This is a genomic window from Sagittula sp. SSi028, from assembly GCF_048553715.1.
Lineage (GTDB): Bacteria > Pseudomonadota > Alphaproteobacteria > Rhodobacterales > Rhodobacteraceae > Sagittula.
In genome coordinates this window covers 117,431-135,572 of record NZ_JBLZNC010000008.1, presented here as the reverse complement: position 1 = coordinate 135,572, position 18,142 = coordinate 117,431, and the positions used below count along the sequence as shown (strand labels likewise).

The 18,142-nt window shown below is 64.2% G+C and carries 14 protein-coding genes; 9 read left to right on the top strand and 5 right to left on the bottom strand.

Translation table 11 applies throughout. The features are described 5' to 3' along the window. Positions 1-192: 192 nt before the first annotated feature. Together ACN5AZ_RS15520 and ACN5AZ_RS15515 are read left to right on the top strand one after the other, a co-directional pair. Entirely contained in the window at positions 193-1,605 is a 1,413-nt protein-coding gene (locus ACN5AZ_RS15520) for a hypothetical protein (RefSeq protein ID WP_419429809.1), read from the top strand. Next, positions 1,602-2,891, top strand: a complete 1,290-nt coding sequence (locus ACN5AZ_RS15515) for a glycosyltransferase family 4 protein (protein WP_419429808.1) — start codon at positions 1,602-1,604, stop codon at positions 2,889-2,891. Before ACN5AZ_RS15520 ends, ACN5AZ_RS15515 begins: the two co-directional genes overlap by 4 nt. On the opposite strand, the gene ACN5AZ_RS15510 is transcribed toward ACN5AZ_RS15515, so the two are convergent. Genes ACN5AZ_RS15510 through ACN5AZ_RS15500 form a run of 3 tightly spaced genes read right to left on the bottom strand, consistent with a single transcriptional unit; the run spans position 2,883 to position 7,170 of the window. Further along, positions 2,883-3,644: an SDR family oxidoreductase gene (locus tag ACN5AZ_RS15510; protein WP_419429807.1), complete on the bottom strand. Its 762-nt coding sequence runs from the start codon at positions 3,642-3,644 to the stop codon at positions 2,883-2,885. The two genes, ACN5AZ_RS15515 and ACN5AZ_RS15510, sit on opposite strands and share 9 nt — an antisense overlap. Then, complete coding sequence (locus ACN5AZ_RS15505; protein ID WP_419429867.1) at positions 3,635-5,149, bottom strand: GMC family oxidoreductase N-terminal domain-containing protein; 1,515 nt, start codon at positions 5,147-5,149, stop codon at positions 3,635-3,637. Before ACN5AZ_RS15505 ends, ACN5AZ_RS15510 begins: the two co-directional genes overlap by 10 nt. Before the next feature lie 5 nt (positions 5,150-5,154). After that, positions 5,155-7,170, bottom strand: coding sequence for an acyltransferase family protein (locus ACN5AZ_RS15500; RefSeq protein ID WP_419429806.1), 2,016 nt, complete (start codon positions 7,168-7,170; stop codon positions 5,155-5,157). A gap of 138 nt (positions 7,171-7,308) precedes the next feature. Between ACN5AZ_RS15500 and ACN5AZ_RS15495 the strand changes: the two genes are divergently transcribed. After that, on the top strand, positions 7,309-7,818 hold the full coding sequence (locus tag ACN5AZ_RS15495; protein ID WP_419429805.1) for a serine O-acetyltransferase: 510 nt from the start codon (positions 7,309-7,311) through the stop codon (positions 7,816-7,818). Here ACN5AZ_RS15495 and ACN5AZ_RS15490 read toward each other — a convergent pair. Beyond that, positions 7,784-8,551 (bottom strand): WecB/TagA/CpsF family glycosyltransferase, encoded by a 768-nt coding sequence (locus tag ACN5AZ_RS15490; RefSeq protein ID WP_419429804.1) that lies wholly within the window; start codon positions 8,549-8,551, stop codon positions 7,784-7,786. The two genes, ACN5AZ_RS15495 and ACN5AZ_RS15490, sit on opposite strands and share 35 nt — an antisense overlap. Before the next feature lie 190 nt (positions 8,552-8,741). Here ACN5AZ_RS15490 and ACN5AZ_RS15485 point away from each other — a divergent pair, with 190 nt between their 5' ends. The 6 genes from ACN5AZ_RS15485 to ACN5AZ_RS15460 all read left to right on the top strand — a co-directional run bounded on the left by ACN5AZ_RS15485 (position 8,742) and on the right by ACN5AZ_RS15460 (position 16,622). Next, positions 8,742-9,905, top strand: a complete 1,164-nt coding sequence (locus tag ACN5AZ_RS15485) for a Gfo/Idh/MocA family protein (protein WP_419429803.1) — start codon at positions 8,742-8,744, stop codon at positions 9,903-9,905. Next, on the top strand, positions 9,902-10,888 hold the full coding sequence (locus ACN5AZ_RS15480; RefSeq protein ID WP_419429802.1) for an NAD-dependent epimerase/dehydratase family protein: 987 nt from the start codon (positions 9,902-9,904) through the stop codon (positions 10,886-10,888). The genes ACN5AZ_RS15485 and ACN5AZ_RS15480 overlap by 4 nt, the downstream gene beginning before the upstream one ends. Then, the gene (locus ACN5AZ_RS15475; protein ID WP_419429801.1) at positions 10,885-12,135 is read left to right on the top strand and encodes a glycosyltransferase; all 1,251 of its coding nucleotides are present in this window, start codon (positions 10,885-10,887) and stop codon (positions 12,133-12,135) included. The genes ACN5AZ_RS15480 and ACN5AZ_RS15475 overlap by 4 nt, the downstream gene beginning before the upstream one ends. After that, the gene (locus ACN5AZ_RS15470) at positions 12,132-13,097 is read left to right on the top strand and encodes a glycosyltransferase (protein WP_419429800.1); all 966 of its coding nucleotides are present in this window, start codon (positions 12,132-12,134) and stop codon (positions 13,095-13,097) included. Before ACN5AZ_RS15475 ends, ACN5AZ_RS15470 begins: the two co-directional genes overlap by 4 nt. A 2-nt stretch (positions 13,098-13,099) precedes the next feature. Beyond that, positions 13,100-15,208: an NAD-dependent epimerase/dehydratase family protein gene (locus ACN5AZ_RS15465; protein ID WP_419429799.1), complete on the top strand. Its 2,109-nt coding sequence runs from the start codon at positions 13,100-13,102 to the stop codon at positions 15,206-15,208. A 151-nt stretch (positions 15,209-15,359) separates the two neighbouring features. Continuing rightward, a complete protein-coding gene (locus ACN5AZ_RS15460) occupies positions 15,360-16,622 on the top strand; it encodes a CpsD/CapB family tyrosine-protein kinase (RefSeq protein WP_419429798.1) in 1,263 nt (420 codons plus the stop codon). On the opposite strand, the gene ACN5AZ_RS15455 is transcribed toward ACN5AZ_RS15460, so the two are convergent. Then, a complete protein-coding gene (locus ACN5AZ_RS15455) occupies positions 16,616-18,010 on the bottom strand; it encodes a Wzz/FepE/Etk N-terminal domain-containing protein (RefSeq protein WP_419429797.1) in 1,395 nt (464 codons plus the stop codon). The two genes, ACN5AZ_RS15460 and ACN5AZ_RS15455, sit on opposite strands and share 7 nt — an antisense overlap. Positions 18,011-18,142 lie beyond the last annotated feature (132 nt).

Below are 18,142 nucleotides of genomic sequence, written 5' to 3'. Positions count from 1 at the left end.
CCCCAAACAGCATGCAAAGCCTTTCGACCGATACAGACCCAAGACCCCGAAGTCGGCCCGCACCCAGAGCAACAGTTGCACGAAAACCACCCGGAACGTTTCCGCAATCACAAAACCGACGCAAAGGTGACGCGACTTTGCCCTGCGCCGGTGGTAATACGGCCCAAACCGATCCAAAGGCCCAGCGCGCCGATGCCCAACCCGATCGCCTTTCTCGCTCTTGCCTGCTTTCCCTTCGTGGTGATGGCGCTGTTTGGCCGTCTGCCCGTGGGTAAGGCGCTGATCTGGGCAATCCTGATCGGGTATCTTTTTCTGCCCGAACCGCCTGCGGTTTTTGACCTGCCCGCAGCCCCCCCGCTGACAAAGCACAACATCCCCGCGCTGGTGGCCTTTCTGACGGTGATCTACCGGCGCGAGCTCACCGCCGATCTGCTGCCGCAATCCATTCTGGGCAAGGCGCTGGTGCTGGTCTTTGTGTTCTCGCCCATCCTGACCGTGCTGACCAACGGCGATCCGGTGTTCTGGGGCGAGGTCGGCCTGCCCGGACTGGGGCTAAAGGACATGATTGCGCTGACGGTCCAGCAATTCCTGCTTTTGCTGCCCTTCCTGATGGCGCGCCAGTTCCTTGCCTCCGGCGGTGCCCAGCGCGACCTGCTCAAGGCATTGATGATCGCGGGGTTGGTCTATTCGGTCCTGATGCTGATCGAAATCCGCTTGTCGCCACAGCTCAACATGTGGATTTACGGGTACTATCAGCATTACTTCGGGCAAAGCATCCGCTTTGGCGGCTACCGCCCGGTGGTCTTTTTGTACCACGGGCTGTGGGTTGCGTTTTATACCTTTATGGCGGTGACCGCCGCTTGGGGATTGTGGCGGCTTAGCCCCGGGAAACACGGCACGCGCTATTTGCTGGCGGCGCTGTATCTGTCCGTCATTCTTGTGCTGGCAAAATCGCTGGGGGCGATGATCTTTTTCGTGGTGGCCGCGCCGATTGTGGTGCTGCTGCCGGTGCGCTGGCAGGTGCGCGTTGCCATCGTTATCGGCTTGATTGCCCTGACCTACCCGATCCTGAAAGGCGCCGCCCTGATCCCCGAGGATGCGCTGCTGGCGCGGGCCGCAGCCATTGATCCGGACCGTGCGGCATCGCTGGAGTTCCGCTTTACCAACGAAAACACCCTGCTGGATCGCGCCTATCTAAAGCCGCTGTTTGGCTGGGGCAGTTGGGGGCGCAACCACATTCTCGACCCTGTCACGGGCTTTATCCTGACCGTGACCGACGGACGCTGGATCATCACCATCGGCGTCTACGGATGGGTCGGATTTGCCGCCGAATTCGGTTTGATCCTGTTGCCGCTGGTGCTGATCGCGCGCGAGGTCCGCCTGTCTGCAACCATCGAAAGCGCGCCTGTCTCGCCCCTGGTGGGGCCGCTGGCCATTCTGCTGGCGCTGAACCTTGCGGATATGGTGCCAAATGCCACGATCACCCCGCTGACCTGGCTGTTGTGCGGGGCGCTTCTGGGCTATGCGGAACATCTGCGCGCCGTCCGGCTGAAGGCACCGCGCCTGCAACGCGCCACACTGAACTGGAAGCCGATCCTGCAATGACCCGCCGTCCCCGCATTCTTGCCATCGCCGAAGCGGCCAATCCCGAATGGGTGTCTGTGCCGTTGGTCGGCTGGTCGCTGGCCCATGCGCTGCGCGACATGGCGGATGTGCATCTGGTCACGCAGATCCGCAACCGCGATGCCATTGTCCGCGCAGGCCTGACCGAGGGTGTAGATTTCACCGCCATCGATTCTGAAACCTTTGCCAAGCCGATGTGGAAGCTGGCGGAAAAGCTGCGCATGGGCGAGGGCAAGGGCTGGACCATCGTGCAGGCGGTCAACGCGCTCAGCTACCCGTATTTTGAACGGCTCGTCTGGCAACAGTTCGGCTGCGCCATCACGCGTGGCGATTATGACATCGTGCACCGGATCACCCCGCTGTCCCCGACGTCTGCCTCGTCATTGGCGGGACGCTGCGCCAAGGTCGGCGTGCCCTTTGTCCTTGGCCCGTTGAATGGCGGTGTCCCTTGGCCGGAGGGGTTTGACGACATCCGCCGCGCCGAAAAGGAATTCCTTGCCCCGCTGCGCCGGGCCTACAAACTGTTGCCGGGGGCCAAGGCCACGCTGGATCAGGCCAGCGCCATTCTGGCGGGCAGCCGGTTTACCGCCTCTGACATGCCCGAGCGTCATCAGGGAAAGATCCTGTATCTGCCCGAAAACGGCATCGATCCTGCGCGGTTCAACCGACGCGCCCGGCCGCCCAAGGGGCCGCTGCGCGCCAGCTTTCTCGGACGTCTGGTGCCCTACAAGGGGCCTGACATGCTGATCGAGGCCGCAGCCCCCGTGCTGCGCGCCAAGGCGATGGTGCTAGATATCATCGGCGATGGTCCCATGATGGCGGATTTGCGCGCCTTGGCCGACCGGTTGGGCGTGACGGAGCAGATCATCTTTCACGGCTGGCAGGCGCATGATGCGGTGCAGGACATCCTGTGCCAAAGCCACGTCTTTGCCTTCCCCTCGATCCGCGAATTTGGCGGTGGTGTTGTCCTGGAGGCGATGGCGCTGGGCGTGCCGCCCTTGATCGTCGACTACGCCGGTCCCGGAGAGCTGGTCGACGCCACAACCGGCATCAAAACCCCCATCGGCACCCGCGCAGAGATTATCGAGGCATTCCGCGCGCAGCTTCTGGCGCTAAGTCAGGACCCCGCGCAGTTGCATCCCTTGGCCGAAGCTGCGTTCCAGCGGGTGCAAGACCACTTTGTCTGGGCGCGCAAGGCGGAACAGGTGCGCGCCGTCTACGACTGGGTGCTGGACGGCGCGACCGCCCCCAAACCCGTGTTACTGTGACAGATCCGCAATGTGGCGGGCTTTGCGGCGCTGCATCAACAGCAGATCCTTGACCCGCCCCTTTAGACTGCGCGGCGGCAGGATCTCGCGGTCCATCTCGAACACGGCCCCCATGAGCGACGGATCACGCGACAAAGCCTGCGCCACGCCCCACTCGGCAGAGACATCCGGATCAGTGCCCTCGGGGATTCCCATCTGCGTGGCCAGCATCCCCGGCATCCAGTCAGAGATCACGATATCCGGAAAACGGTCCGCCAGATCTGCGATCAGCGCGCGGGTCAGGATACGCGCCGCCCCCTTGGACACGGAATAGGCCGCGCTGGTGGGCAACGGGTTGAGATCCGCAAAGGTCGCCACATTCAGGATGCGCCCCTGCCCCGCGTCAACCATTGTGGTCAGCGCCGCGCGCGAACAGTTCACCACACCGCCCAGATTGATCCCCATGGTGGCGGCAAAGCTTTCGCCGGTCTCCTCCAGAAAGTCGCGGTGCGGATAGACTGCGGCGTTGTTCACCAAGACCGCGACCGGCCCCAGAACGGCAAAGACCTCTCGCACCGCCTGAGCATCCGCAACATCCACCGGATGGGCGCGGAAACCCTCCAGCCCGCTGCCCGTTTGCTCCAACGCCTCGGGGCGGCGGCCCAATCCCGCCACGCGAAACCCTCGCGCACAAAACGCACGTGCCATCGACCGGCCCAGACCGCTGCCCGCGCCGGTCACCACGATCACGCCATCCTCTGGGGTTATCCGCATAGGTTTTGTTCCATCGCATCGGCCACACGCAACGCCTGTGCGGCAATTGTCAGACTGGGATTAACCCCCATGGAGGTCGGCATAAACGAGGCATCCGACACCCAAAGATTGCGCAGCCCATGCGCACGGCCCTGCGGGATCAAAACCGACTGCGCCGGATCAGTCCCGAAGCGCAGCGTGCCACAGGGGTGGCCCCAGTTCAGTTCAGGCTGCACGCCCAGCATCATGCGCTTGCGTGGAAAGCTACGGCGGATCGCACGACGAAAGGCGCGCCGCCGCTGCCGCAACTCGTCACTGATGTGGTAGACGACAGATCCATCCTGTTGCACGCGGTTGTCGGCGTAGGGCAGATCCTCCATCAGACCGACAAACAACTGCGCCGACCCCAGCATCCGCGCAGCAATCGCGGCAGGCAGGCGGCTGAACGGGTGCAGCCGGTCCAGCCCGCGTGCGGACAGCATCCGGTTGAGGTAGAACACGATCTCTCCGTAAGAGGCGCGAATGCCCATGGCCTGCACCGTGCCCAGCCGCTGCCCGTCGCGGTGATACAGATCCCGCAGGGACACTGCCTTGGTCGCGGGACCGTCGACACCGGGCCACAGGGCAAACATCTCGTTGAGGTGGAACATCAGGTTGCGCCCGACCAGCCCGCTACCATTGGCCAGCCCCTTGGGCCACGCGGTACAGGCCGATTGCAACAGCAACACGGGAGAGGCCAGCGCCCCCGCCGCAAGGACATAGTGTTTGGCCTGCAGGTGATGCACCGCCCCCTGATGGCGCAGCTCGACCCCCGTCACCTCGGGGCCATCGCTGAGGATACGGGTCACCTCGGCCCCCGTGATCAACGCGGCGCGCCCCGTGGCCAATGCAGGCTCCACCCCGGCGGAGCGGCCATCCATCTTGCAGGCGCGCGGGCATTTGTGACCCAGACACATGGCGCATCCATCCAGACGTTCAACAGCCGTGTGGGCGTGATACGGATGCAGCCCCCGCGCGCGCAGCCCATCCATCAGGGCGGTTTCGACAGCGCTGGGCGCAGGCGGATCACGCAAGGGCAGCGGCACCTCGGGGGAAAGCGGGTCCGGCGTGCCATAGACGCGGTACATCTGCGCCGCCCGCGCGAAGTAGGGCGCGAACCCGTCGAAGCCCACGGGCCAACCGCCGGTGGGATGGGCGCGGTCGGGGACCTCTTCAAGGTCGTGGCGTTCGGGGCGTTCCAGCGTGGCCGCATAGAACACCGAACTGCCCCCCACCCCCGCACCGCGCGGGGCGTAAAACCTTTGTTCTGTGCCGTCGACCGTCACCTGTAGCGGCTCTGGCCACAGGCCGCGAATGGCGCGTGCCTCGGGGACAAAGCTGTCGGATAGACCGTTGCGGGCGCTGCGCGCGTCGGCCTGCCCCTTTTCGACAAACAGAACGCGGAGACCAGCCTCCGCCAATTGACGCCCGACGGTCCCGCCACCAATGCCGGTGCCGATCACGATCACATCCCACGGGCCGGTCATATCGGTCACGATCCACCCTCCACCGCAAAAACCGGGGCGAGAGCCGAGCGTACGCGGCGGGCTGCGCTATTCGTCAGGTGGTTGTTGTCAAAATATTGCCCCGTCCCGCCCTGCAAGGCCGAACAGCGCCCATCGGCACACAGCAAGGGCCATGGATCGATAAACTGTATCGCCCCCGCCTCGGCCAACGGCAGCCACGGCGCATCGGCCTGCGCAGCGCGCGACGCCAGTTCGGCCTCTGCCACGCTGTCACGGGTTTTGGGTGCGGCGGCAAAGGGCAGCCCCGCATGCGCCGCCTCGCGCGCCGCCTGTCGGCTATCGTAGTCGGGAATTTCCGGCGTCTGGCGCAGAACAAACACCGCACGGCCCTGTTGGGAAAGCTCTGCGACCGTGGCGCGCGCCGCCTGTGCCAAAGCGTCGGATCCGGTGCCGCCCCCTTGGGCGCTTTGCACCGTAATGTGGTTTGCTGCGTCCAGCCCCACGCCCTGCCCCGTGGCGTAATAGGCCCAGCGACCGACGAGCAGCACATGCGACAGCGAGCCGAGCTCTGGCAGACCGCGCCGGATTTGGTCATTTGCACGGGCACAGGCCGCGTCCTGCGCGGGGGTTGCGGCGCTTTCTTCCTTGGTGATGTCGAACAAAGGCGGGCAGCCCGCCCGCCAGATGACCAATCCCGGTATGCTGCTTTCATGCGCCAAAAGGTCCAACCCCGCATGCAAAGCGCGCACGTGGCTGTCCCCCCAGATCAGGACCTGCGGCGCGCCCTCTGGCCCGATGGGGCAGGTCTCGACCCCTGCAAACGGCCCCTGCGAGGGGGTCGAACACCGGCTGAAATCCTGCAGAAAATCCGCAGATGCCGCGATATGGGTCTGGGCTGCCGCATTGAACCGCTGGGGCAGGCCGTCCTCGGCCCGCACCCACAGCCCGAAACCCGCGACACCCAAGGACGCGGTCACAACCCCGCCCAGCAAGACCGGCGCTGACAGACCTTTGGCCCGGCGCACCGGCTGTTCGACAAAACGCCAGCTTGCCCAGCCCAGCGCCACGGACAGCGCAACGCCCGCCACGGCGGCCCATAGCTCGATCGTGCCGCCCCGCAAAGCGGATAGAAGCACCACAACCGGCCAATGCCACAGGTACAGAGAATAGGAGATCAGGCCAAAGAAACGCATCACCGGCAGGCGCAGAAGCTGTCCCACTACCTTAGCCTGCTGCCCGCAGGCCAACAGAAGGCCAGCCCCCAGTACAGGAACCGCGGCAATGGCCCCGGGGAACCCGCCGCTTGCAGGAATGAACAGCACAGACGCCACCACCAACCCAAGGCCGGCCACAGCGCCGATGGACGCCGCCCCGTCCGGCAGGCCACGCCCGCGCATCCAGATCGCCAACAGCACGCCGCTGAGCATCTCCCACGCGCGGAAGGGGAACAGGTAAAAGGCGGCGGAAGGCTGCGACGGCGTCAGCAGCACGCAGGCCACAAAGGACACCAGCCACGTGCCACACAGCACCGCCAGAACCAGACGCGGCGACCGCGCCACCAGCAAAATTGCCAGCGGCAGAAAGATATAGAACTGCTCCTCAACGGCCAGCGACCATGTGTGCAGCAAGGGTTTGTCATGGGCGGCGGCATCGAAATACCCCGTTTGCCGCCAGAACAGGACGTTCGACAAATACACCGTGGCGGCAATCGCGCTTTTGCCGAACTCGCGGTATTCAAATGGCAGCAGGATCATCCAACCGGCCAAGGCCGTCCCCGCCACCATGGCAAAAAAGGCGGGCGCAAGCCGCCTGAAACGCCGCATATAGAACTGCCCCAACCGGATCGCGCCTGTGTCTGAGTATTCCCGCCACAGGATGCCGCCGATCAGATACCCCGAGATCACAAAGAACACGTCGACGCCGGTAAAGCCTCCGCGCAACGGCACCCCGAAATGGTACAGCACCACCGACAGCACCGCGATGGCACGCAGCCCGTCGATGTCGGCACGGTAGGCGGGATGGTGCGGGGGAACAGGGGTCATAGGGTTCCGGTTTCTCCGGGCGTCGCAGTGGCGGGCCGCACGCCGATACGACGCCCCGCGCAGGTTTCCTTGCGTTTTTCGGCAAGATACAGCATTCCAAGGCAGGATTAAGGCCGATCCCGACGGAGACCAGCGATTATGTCCAGCGACAGCGGTATTTCTGCCAGCGTGCCGGATTGGTCACGCGAGACCGTGCGCCGCTTCTGGGACCCCGGTCCCAAACTGATCCGCGCCATAAGACGCTATCAGGCCTGCCGTGCGGGCGGTCCTCTGCGGCGCGCGTTGGCCAAATACTGGGTGGCGAACCATTGGTTCTGGTCGCTGATGACCCAGTCAGAGCTGCACCTGACCACACGGATCGGCGGCGGGCTTCGCCTGACGCATCCGACGGGAATCATCGTCCACCCGGACGCACGGATCGGCCCCAATTGCATGATCTTTCATCAGGTCACGCTGGCCGGTCCTGTTGTGCTGGGCGGGCATGTGGACGTGGGCGCAGGGGCCAAACTGATCGGCCCGCTGCATGTGGGCGATCACGCGGTGATCGGGGCCAATGCGGTGGTCACACGGGACGTGCCCGCAGGCGCCACGGTCGCAGGCGTGCCCGCCCGCATTATTCGCGATGCGCCGCCCGCAGGCGCAACATAACGGCGCGCGCCGCCTCGACCGGCAGAATGGCGAGACATTTCAGGTAACGCAGACCCAGCCGTTTCGGGTTAGAGGCCGCGCGCCACAGCCATTCCATCGCGATCTTGCGCACCCATGCAGGCGCGCGCTGCTGTGTGCCGGCAAAGAAATCAAGCCCCGCCCCGATCGAGACAAAGCCCACCTCTGGCGCGACCTTGCGGCCATAGGCTGCGAACCGCTCCTGCTTGGGCGCGCCCAGCGCGACAAAACACAAACGCGCGCCGCTGTCTGCGATTTCACCCAACATCGCCTCGGCCAGCTCGCTTTCGGGGTCAAAGCCCATGGCAGGCGCGATGGCACAGACCACGTCGAGATCGCGCACCTCTGCCTCGAGGTAGGTTTTCGCGGCGTCCAGTACCGGCTCGGATGCGCCGAACAACGCGACCTTCACCCCTTGGTTCGCCGCCACCCGTGCAAGCGGCAGGATCGCCTCGGACCCCGGGATCAGCGCCACGGGCCGCCCCGCCAGCCGGGACAGCCAGACGATGGGATTGCCGTCGGCAACCACAAAGTCCTGCGCCGCATAGGCCACGCGAAAGGCCACGTCGTCGCGCAGTTTCACAAGATGGTCGAGATTGATCGTCGCCAGCGCAAAACCACGCCGTTGCGCAAACCGTTCGCGCACACGGGCCTCTAAAGTGGCCCAAGTGGGCACGTTGACCGCGATGGTCTGATCCTCGATGTCGAATTCCATTGGCAGCCTCGTCGTTCCGCGCCTCTTCTAACCCGAATGGGCGCACGGGTCCGTGCCGTTTGTGCAACATTGTGACCAAATTTCCCGGTGGCAGGGCGGGTCTGCACCGATACATAAAGGGCGGGGACGCAATGCCGAAAATTCGCCATCTTTTTCGGCAAGATATGCGCCCAGTATACGGGGGTTCACGGTGAACGGCCATTCGGCGCATTTCGACGGTCCAAAAGACCGTATTCTTTTGCTGGGCTGCGGCTTTGTCGCGGACCTCTATGCCCGTTCTTTGCAGGCCCATCCGGAGATCGAGGTGGCAGGTGTTTACGACCTGCGCCCAGAGCGTCTGCAACAGTTCTGCGGACACTGGGGCTATCCGGCCTGCGACAGTTTCGAGGATTTGCTTGCGGCGGCCCCCGGCGCGCTAGTGCTGAACCTGACCAACCCCGACGCGCATTTCGAAACGTCAAAGGCCTGCCTGACTGCAGGCCATCCCGTCTATTCGGAAAAACCGCTCGCCACACGGTTGGAGGACGCGCGCGCCCTGCACCAATTGGCCGCACAGCGCGGTCTGGCCTTGGCGTCGGCCCCCTGCTCCGCCTTGGGCGAGGCCGCGCAAACATTGGGCCACGCCCTGCGTGCGGGCACAGCAGGCACCCCAAGGGCGATCTACGCGGAACTGGATGACGGTTTTGTCCCGCAAGCCGCTTATGACAAATGGATCAGCGAAAGCGGCGCGCCATGGCCTGCAGAGGATGAATTCCGCGTGGGCTGCACGCTGGAGCACGCGGGCTACTACCTAACATGGTTAATGTCGTGGTTCGGATCGGTGCGCACAGTGGTCGCCGCCTCTGCCGAGACGATACCGGAAAAGGGCGCGCACGGCCCCTATGCCCCGGACCTGTCGGTCGCGGTTTTGTATTTCGAAAACGGCCCTGTCACCCGGCTGACCTGTTCCATCGTCGCGCCGCATGACCACGGCATCCGCATTGTCGGTGACAAAGGCGTGCTTGGCTGCAAGGCGGCATGGGACAACGGGGCGAAGGTGACCTTTGCCCGCCGCCTGACCCTGCGTCGCCGCCTGATGGAACACCCGTGGCCGCGACGTGTGCGGCTGTCGCAACCGACCCACCCAAAGGTCGCCCGATGGGGTGCGGCTGCGATGAACTTTGCCCTTGGACCGGCAGAGCTGTTGCAAGCACTGCGCGAGGGGCGTCCACCGCGCATGTCAAACGACATGGCCCTGCACCTGACCGAGGTCACATTGGCCATCCAGAACGCAGGCGAACACAGCGGCGCACAGCCTATGACCACCACCTGCACCCCCATGCCGCCCATGCCCTGGGCCGGAGGCGAGGCATGAGCTCTGCTGTGGTGATCACGGGGGCCAATGGCTTTGTCGGGCGGGCGTGCGTCGCCTGCGCCCGACAAAACGACATTCCCGTTGTGGCGATCGTACGCTCGACCCCGCTTGCGCAATGGCAGGGCGATAGCGGGATCACAGTCGTCCGCCTTGATCTGACCCAACCCGATGCGGCGGACCGGCTGGCGGCGGCGATCCCTGTCGGGGCCGCCGTGATCCATGCGGCGGCGCATCTGGGGGACGACCCCGACCGGCTCGCTGCAGACACATTGGGCGCAAGCGCCAGCGTCCTGCACGCGGTCAAGGCGGCTCAGGCACGGCTGGTCCTGATTTCTTCCCTGACGGTGTATGACACGGACAGGCTGTCGCCGGGCGACAGATTGGACGAAAACAGCCCGCTGATCGCCGCTGGCAGCACCGCCCGCGACGCCTACGCCGGGGCGAAGCGCGTTCAGGAAACGCTGTTTGCCGACCTCAAGGAGGCATGGTTTCTGCGCGCGGGGGCCATTTGGGGGCCGCATCGGTCTTGGCACGCGCTGCAGGGGTTCTGGGCGTCAAAGCTGTTTGTCACCATCGGGTCGGACGGCGAACTGCCCTTGGTGCATGTGGATCATCTGGCGCGCACTGCCATCACGGCTGCGGGCACGGCGGCCCAAGGCGTGCATGCCGTTAACGTCTTTGACGACGACCTGCCCGACCGTGCGCGCTTTCTCCGCGCGCACCGCGCCACATACGGCTGGCCACGGATCAACGTGACGGTGCCCTATCAAGCGTGGGCGGCCATGGCGCGGGGGCTGCGGCCCATCGCCCACCATCTGCCGGGGCTGTTTCGTGAACCCGTACTGCGCGCGCGCGTGATGCCCCTGCGCTTTCCCAATGACGGGCTTCGCGCAGCCCTTGGTGGCGCGGACAGCGCGGCGTTCGAGGCCATGATGACCCGCACTCACGCCGCCGAGGCACCAGTCACCGGTGGCACCCCATGACCCTGCCCAAGCTCGCCTACCTGACCGGAGAATATCCGCGCGCCTCGGACACCTTTATCCAGCGCGAGGTCGCAGCCCTGCGCGCCTTGGGCCATGAGGTGGAAACCTGTTCCATCCGCACCACCGGCGAAGAGCATCTGGTCGGCCCAGAACAGCGCGCGGAACACAAACGCACCTTCAAGGTTCTGGATGCCTGCAAGGGGGCGCGCCTGCTGTGGGCGCATCTGCGTTATTTGAAACGGCCGGGTCGCTACGGGCGGGCCTTGGCGCTGGCGTGGCGCACCGCCCCCAAGGGGATCAAGGGCCGCCTGTACAACCTGATCTATTTCGCAGAGGCCGCAGTTCTCGCCGATCATCTGGAACGGCAGAAGGTCACGCATCTGCACAATCACATCGCCAAAGCGTCCTGTACTGTGGCAATGCTGGCGTCCGAGCTGTCGGGAATTCCCTTCAGCTTTACCATCCACGGGCCGGACATCTTCTTTGAGCCCCACCATTGGCGGATCGATGAAAAGGCCAGCCGCGCCGCGTTTGTGGCCTGTATCAGCAACTTCTGCCGGTCCCAGTTGATGTGCTTTGCGCCGCAACAGCATTGGGACAGGTTGCACATCATCCACTGCGGCGTCGATCCTGACCGCTACAGCCCTGCCCCGCACGCGGGTCAAAACCTGTTGTTTGTCGGTCGTCTTGCCGGTGTCAAAGGCGTGCCCGTTTTGTTGCAGGCCATGGCAGACCTGCGGGACAGCCACCCCGATCTGCGTCTGACCCTGATCGGCGACGGCCCTGAACGCGCGGCCATCGACGCGCTGGCGCGCCAATTGGGCCTGCACGAGCGGATCACCTTTATGGGCTACCGCAGTCAGTCCGAAGTGGCCGAGGCGCTGACACAGGCGGATGTCTTTGTGCTGCCCTCTTTCGCCGAGGGCGTGCCCGTTGTGTTGATGGAGGCCATGGCCGCAGCCGTGCCGGTGGTCACCACCCAGATCGCCGGTGTGCCCGAACTGGTGCGCGACGGGGCCGGAACGCTTGTACCGCCCGGTGACGCTCAGGCGCTGGCCAAGGCAATCACCCGATGGCTTGACGAACCTGCCGCCCGGCGAGTGGCGGGTCAATCCGGCCGCGCCATTGTCGAGGCCGAATTTCACATTCAAACCGAAGCTGCGCGGCTCTCCTCCCTATTTGCTGCATATGCCAATGATCAAACCCCTGCGATTCGCCCGATGATTCGACAGGAGCTTAACGAATGACTGGTTTACATATTGTCCTGATTGGCCGGAACGAAGGTCCGCGCCTTGTGGCGGCGCTGGCCTCGCTTTGCGACACACCGGACCGCGTGGTATATGTGGATTCAGGGTCCACAGACGACAGCGTGGCCGCCGCCAAACGCGCAGGCGCCACTGTCGTAGAGCTGGACATGTCCGTGCCCTTTACCGCCGCCCGCGCCCGCAACGCAGGATTTGACGCCCTCAACCTGCCCCAAGGCAGCGGCGATTACGTGCAGTTCATCGATGGGGACTGTGCGCTCGCCCCAGGTTGGCTCGATGCAGGCCGCCACCATCTGGACACCCACCCGAAGGTCGGGATGGTCACCGGCTGGCGCTGCGAGATCCACCCGGAGGCCAGCCTGTACAACCGTCTAAGCGATTGGGAATGGCACCGCCCCGCCGGACAGATCGACGCCTGCGGCGGCGACATGATGGTCCGCGCCCATCTGTGGCAAGAGATCGGCGGCATGAACCCCGTGGTGATCGCGGGAGAGGACGACGATGTCTGCATCCGCATGCGCAAGGCGGGATGGCTGCTGCACCGCCTGCCACAGCAGATGACGCGGCACGACGCGGCTATGCTGCGCTTTGGCCAGTGGTGGCGGCGCGCCGAACGCACCGGCCATGCCTTTGGACAGGTCGGCTGGCTGCACCCTGAATATTTCACCCGTGAACGGCAACGCACGTGGATCTATGGCCTCGCGCTGCCGGTGATCTTTGTGCTGGGCCTGTTCGTCGGTGGCTGGCCCTCTGTTCTGGTTCTGGCGCTTTACGTGGCCAATTACCTGCGCACTGCCCAAGGTTTGCGCCGTGACGGTCTAACGGAACCTTTTCAACAAGCCTGTTTGATTTTTCTGTCGAAATTTCCGAACCTTCTGGGACTGTTACGGTTCCATTTCAGGCGTCTGCGTGGCGCGCATATGACATTGATCGAGTATAAATAGACATGAGCAAAGACATCCGGATCGGCCTGATTGGTGCGGGCTACATCGCAGATTGGCACGCAGACGCATTGGCCGCGACCAAGGGGGTGACGATCACCGCGATCTGCGACCCCCGCGAAAGCGCGGCGCGGGCGCTGGCCACGCAGCACGGTGCGGATGTCTTTACCTCTGTGGATAAACTGATTGCGGCGCAGGTCTGTGACGCGGTCCACATCCTCACCCCGCCCAACCTACACGAAAGCATTGCGACAGAATGTCTCAACGGTGGACTGCATGTGCTTGTGGAAAAACCTGTGGCCGAATCGGGCGACGCCACGCGCCGGATTGCAGATGCTGCGCAGGCCGCGGGCCGTATGTTCGCCCCCGGCCACAACTTTTTGGGCCTGCCATCCTATGTCGCGATGAAAGACGCGATGCAGGCCGGGGACTATGGCCGCATCCACACGGCAGAGATCCTCTGGGCGCTGCCGCTGGCGCCGCTGCGCTCCGGGCCGTTCAATCTGTGGCTGCTGCGCAAACCGGAAAACCTGCTGCTGGAACTTGGCCCGCATCTTCTGGCCTTTGCCCATGACCTTTTTGGTCCGGTCGAGATCACCCATGCCGAGGCCACGCATCCCGCGCTGCTGCCCGGGGACGATCCGCGCCCACAAGGGTTCCGCGTTCTGGCGCGGGCCGGGCACGTCAACCTGACGTTCACCATCACCATGGTGGAAACGATTGACGACCGCTCGGTCACCCTGCGCGGCTCCTCTGCGCGGGCGCGTCTGGACTATGCCGCTGACACGCTGACGGTGGAGCGCGAGAATGCCTCGGACCTTGTGGCCAACCCCTTGCGGCGACAGTTGGATCTGTCGGAACAAAGGCTGAAGGTCGGCTTTCGCAACGCATGGACCCAAGCCCGCAGCCTGAATACGCGCAACCCCTACGCCCAAAGCTTTCGCGGCATGGACGCGGCGATTTACGGCGCGATGGCCGAAGGTCGCCAAGATCCGCGCTTTTCGGCCAAGGCGGCGGTTGATGTGATGTCCAGCATCGACGCGATCATCGACGCCATGCCCGAGGACGCCAAACAGGTGGCCAGACCAACGGTCCAGACCCGCAAGCCGCAGCCCACCGCCATGGTGATCGGCGGGACCGGATTTATCGGGCGCGCCCTGACGCGGCGGCTGGTGGAACTGGGTCAGGACGTGCGCGTGGTGTCCCGTGGGCGATCCGGCCCCTTCCCCGATTTGCCCGATCAGGTCGAAACCGTGCCGGTCGATCTTTACGACCTCGACGCGCTGACGCAGGCGATGCAGGGCATCGACACGGTGTACAATCTGGCCCGCGCCATGACCGACACTTGGGAGGACGCGCTGATCCATGATGTCGGTGTCGCCACGCGCATCGGCATGGCCTGCGAACAGGCCGGGGTAAAACGGCTTGTCTACACCGGCACCATCGCGTCGTACGACATGTCGGACCCCGCGGTCACCATCACCGAGGCGACGGGCTTTCCCGAGGATATGACCGACCGGAACATGTACGCCCGGTCCAAGGCGGAATGCGAACGCCAACTGCTGAAGCTGCACGCCGAACGCGGGCTCCCCGTGACCATCGCGCGCCCCGGCATCGTTGTGGGGGCCGGTGGCCCGCTGCAACACTGGGGCATCGGGCGATGGCATGGGGCCGGGGCTGTGCGGATCTGGGGCCATGGGCGCAACATCCTGCCCTTTGTTCTCAACGATGACATTGCTGACGGGCTGATCGCCATGGGGCAGGCAGATGCGCCGCTTGTCGACGGCCAGAGCTTCAACCTGATCGGCGAACCGATGATGTCCGCGCGCGACTATTTTGACGCCATCCACGCAGAGCTGGGCGCGCGCATCCGCGTGTTTACCGGCAATCTGGATGTGTTCTACGCCTCGGATGCGGTTAAATATTACCTCAAAAAGCATGCCCTGCGGCGGACGGGGCTTGTGCGGCCATCGCGGGCGGACTGGCAAAGCCGCGCGCATTTCTCGCCCTTCGACAACAGCCGTCCAAAGGCTGTTCTGGGCTGGCAACCAGAGACCGACCGCAACCGTTTTGTGCAGCGGGCGATCACGCAGGCCGGTTTGTTCGGCTTCTGACGCGGGTTTTTGGAAACAATTCGGGGCTTATGGTCTCATTCTGGACAGAATTGCGTGTTTTAACCACGTCTGAGCAGTTGCGCGCGCCGTAGGGCCGCGCCGCGATACCGTTACAGCCATGGACCGGAATTCCCACGGTCGAGGTCAGGGCATGAAAATGATCGACAGCCGCAAGTTCCGGCGCAAACGCAAACAGGCCACGCCCGCACCCGATGCGGCGCCCGAGGATCTGTCGCCGATCGAACCATTGGAACGCCCCGCCGACCGCCGCGCCCGAGAGGCCGAGCTGGCAGCCGCCCAAGACGCCCGTGCACAGGCCGAACGGGATGCTCAGGCTCAGGCGGAAAGGGATGCCAAAGCGAAAGCCGAACGGGACGCTAAAAGACAAGCAGCGGCGAACGCCAAAGCGCAGGCTGCATTGCAGGCGAAACAACAGGCCGACCGCGAAGCCGCAAAGCACGCAGCCGAACAGGCGCAGGCCAAAGCTGCCCTGGAGGCACAGCAACAAGCGGAGCTTCAGGCCCAAGCCGAGGCTGAAGCGCGTGCCAAAGAACAGGCCGAGCAGGAGGCCCGTGAACAAGCACAAGCCGAACGGGACGCCAAACAAAAGGCCGAAGCGGAGGCCGAGGCCACACGCGCCCGCCGCGCCTTTGAAGCGCAGACAGCCCCCGACGACCGTAGCCACGCCGCAGATCCATGGGCGGCGCTGAGCGCGGCCTATCTGGACCTGAACCACCTCAACAAGAACCGCGTGATCACCGCAGACAGGTTGGACCCCGCGCACAGCAGCTTTGACGTGCTGCGGACCCGCCTGATGCATGCCTTGCACGAACGCGGTTGGAAACGGGTGGCCGTGACCTCTCCGGGCAAGAACTGTGGCAAGACCTTCTCGGTCGCCAACCTCGCGATTTCCCTGTCACGACAGGAAAACACGCGCACTCTGGTGATGGATTTCGACCTGCGTCGCCCCAGCCTGCACAAGGTTCTTGGCCTGCAACCTCCCCTGCCGCTGGGGGATATGCTGCGGGGCACCTCTGTGCCGGACCGGCATCTTTTGCGATTGGGCGACAACAGCTTTGACGCCGGACACAACCTTGCCTTCGCGGTGAATGACACGCCGGAGCGCTATGCCTCTGAACTGCTGCAGGACCCCAGAACGCAGGCGGTTCTGGATGATCTCGACGCGCGCCTGTCGCCCGACGTGATGTTGTTCGACCTGCCACCCGCGCTGTTCTACGACGATGTCATCGCCTTTCAGCCGCAGTTTGACGGCGTGCTTCTGGTGGTCGGCGGCGGTCTTACGACAGAACGCGAAATCAAAGAGGTGGAACGCCGCCTTGGCCCCGACACGCCGCTGCTGGGCATGGTCCTGAACAAGGCCGAAGGCGTCGATTCGGAACGCTACGCTTATTGACCGGGGGCCGGGGCCTGCTCTGCCCCGCGCGGGGAAAACAGCGCCCCAAGGCCGGAAGTTTTCACCAGCCACGCCGCCAAGGCCGCGAGACCCGCCAGCAAAATCGCGGCTTTGGCCAACAAGCGCAGCCCACCGGTTTTGCGGTCCTGCGCGGTGTCGATCATGGGAATGGCCACGACCGGACGCACGCCCAAGGCGCGTTCCATCTGTTGCGGCGTGCGGATGGCGGGGTTCATCACCTCCGCCACCAAGGCCGCGCCCAAACCCGCCAGCAGCGCCGCGACGCCACCGGCTGCCGCGATCTTCTTGCGCGACGAGGACATCGGATGCTCCGGCACCAGTGCGGTTTCCAACACCTCGAATCGCCCGCCGGATTGGCTGTCCTCCAACGCCTGCCCGATCTCGGCCTCGGCCTTGGCACGTGTGACCACACCATATTGTTCGGTCAGGCGGTCCATCTCACGCTCAAGCCGCGACAGCTCCCGCTCGACAGTCGGGGCAGAGGCGATCTGTCCCTCGATTTGGGTGATCCGCGTGGCGATCAGCGCCTTTTGTTCTTCGAGCAGTTCCACCTGACGGGCAATGTCTTCGGCACGGCGGCGGGTTGTGTCGGACTGGATCGTGATGATCTGCTGATCAAGGGTCAGCTGCGAATCCTGCAGGTTCGTCAACTGGCTGCGCAGCGCGGAAATTCCTGCGGGAAGCTGGTCTGCGTTGGCCTGTTTGAATTCGGCAATCCGGTCTTCGAGCGCGACAATCTCTGTCTCGATTCGTGCTTCTTCGGTCTGATAGAACAACAGCGTATCGCGCGCGGCACGCACGGCGCGTTCCCGCGATTGGGCAATCACCGTTTCCATCAGATCGTTTGCCACCTCGGCCGCCTTGACCGGATCGTCGAGCTGCACAGTGATGATCAAGCCTGATGGCACGGTTGGCGTCGCGCTGAAGGTATTGGTGTTGTTGGTGATTTCCTGAATGCGCGCAGCCTGCCGCATCATAAAGACACGGTCCCCGCTGCCCAATGCGGGGTTGTCATTGAACAGGTTATGACGCTCCATCACCGCCAGCAGATTGTCCCGCGACATCAGGCGTTGTTCGATAAGCTGCAAACGTCGCGATGTCCCTGCCGAGGCCGCCTGAGTCGTGATGCCCGTGGCGGTGACATTTGCGTCCTCGATCTGGACGACGGCGGTCGCCTCGTAGGTTTTGACCTGCTGCAGGGCAAAGTTCACCGACAACAAACATCCGGCCAGAAAAATACCCGCGATCAGAAAGGCTCTGCGCTTTAACGCGGCGAGGATTTCGCCCACGGATTGGAACTGGTTCACGTCATACACTCCCGCAAAGTTTGCCCCCAATGCGGAAGAGAGCGCGGTCATCACTGACATGAACGCGCCATCTTCGGGTCACAAACTAGCAAATTTGCCCCAATTTAACCACAGTTAGGGCGGCCCAATTTGGAAACACTGCGTCCCCCGATTGGAATTCCGCGCCTCATTTTCGCCACCTTTGCGCGACTG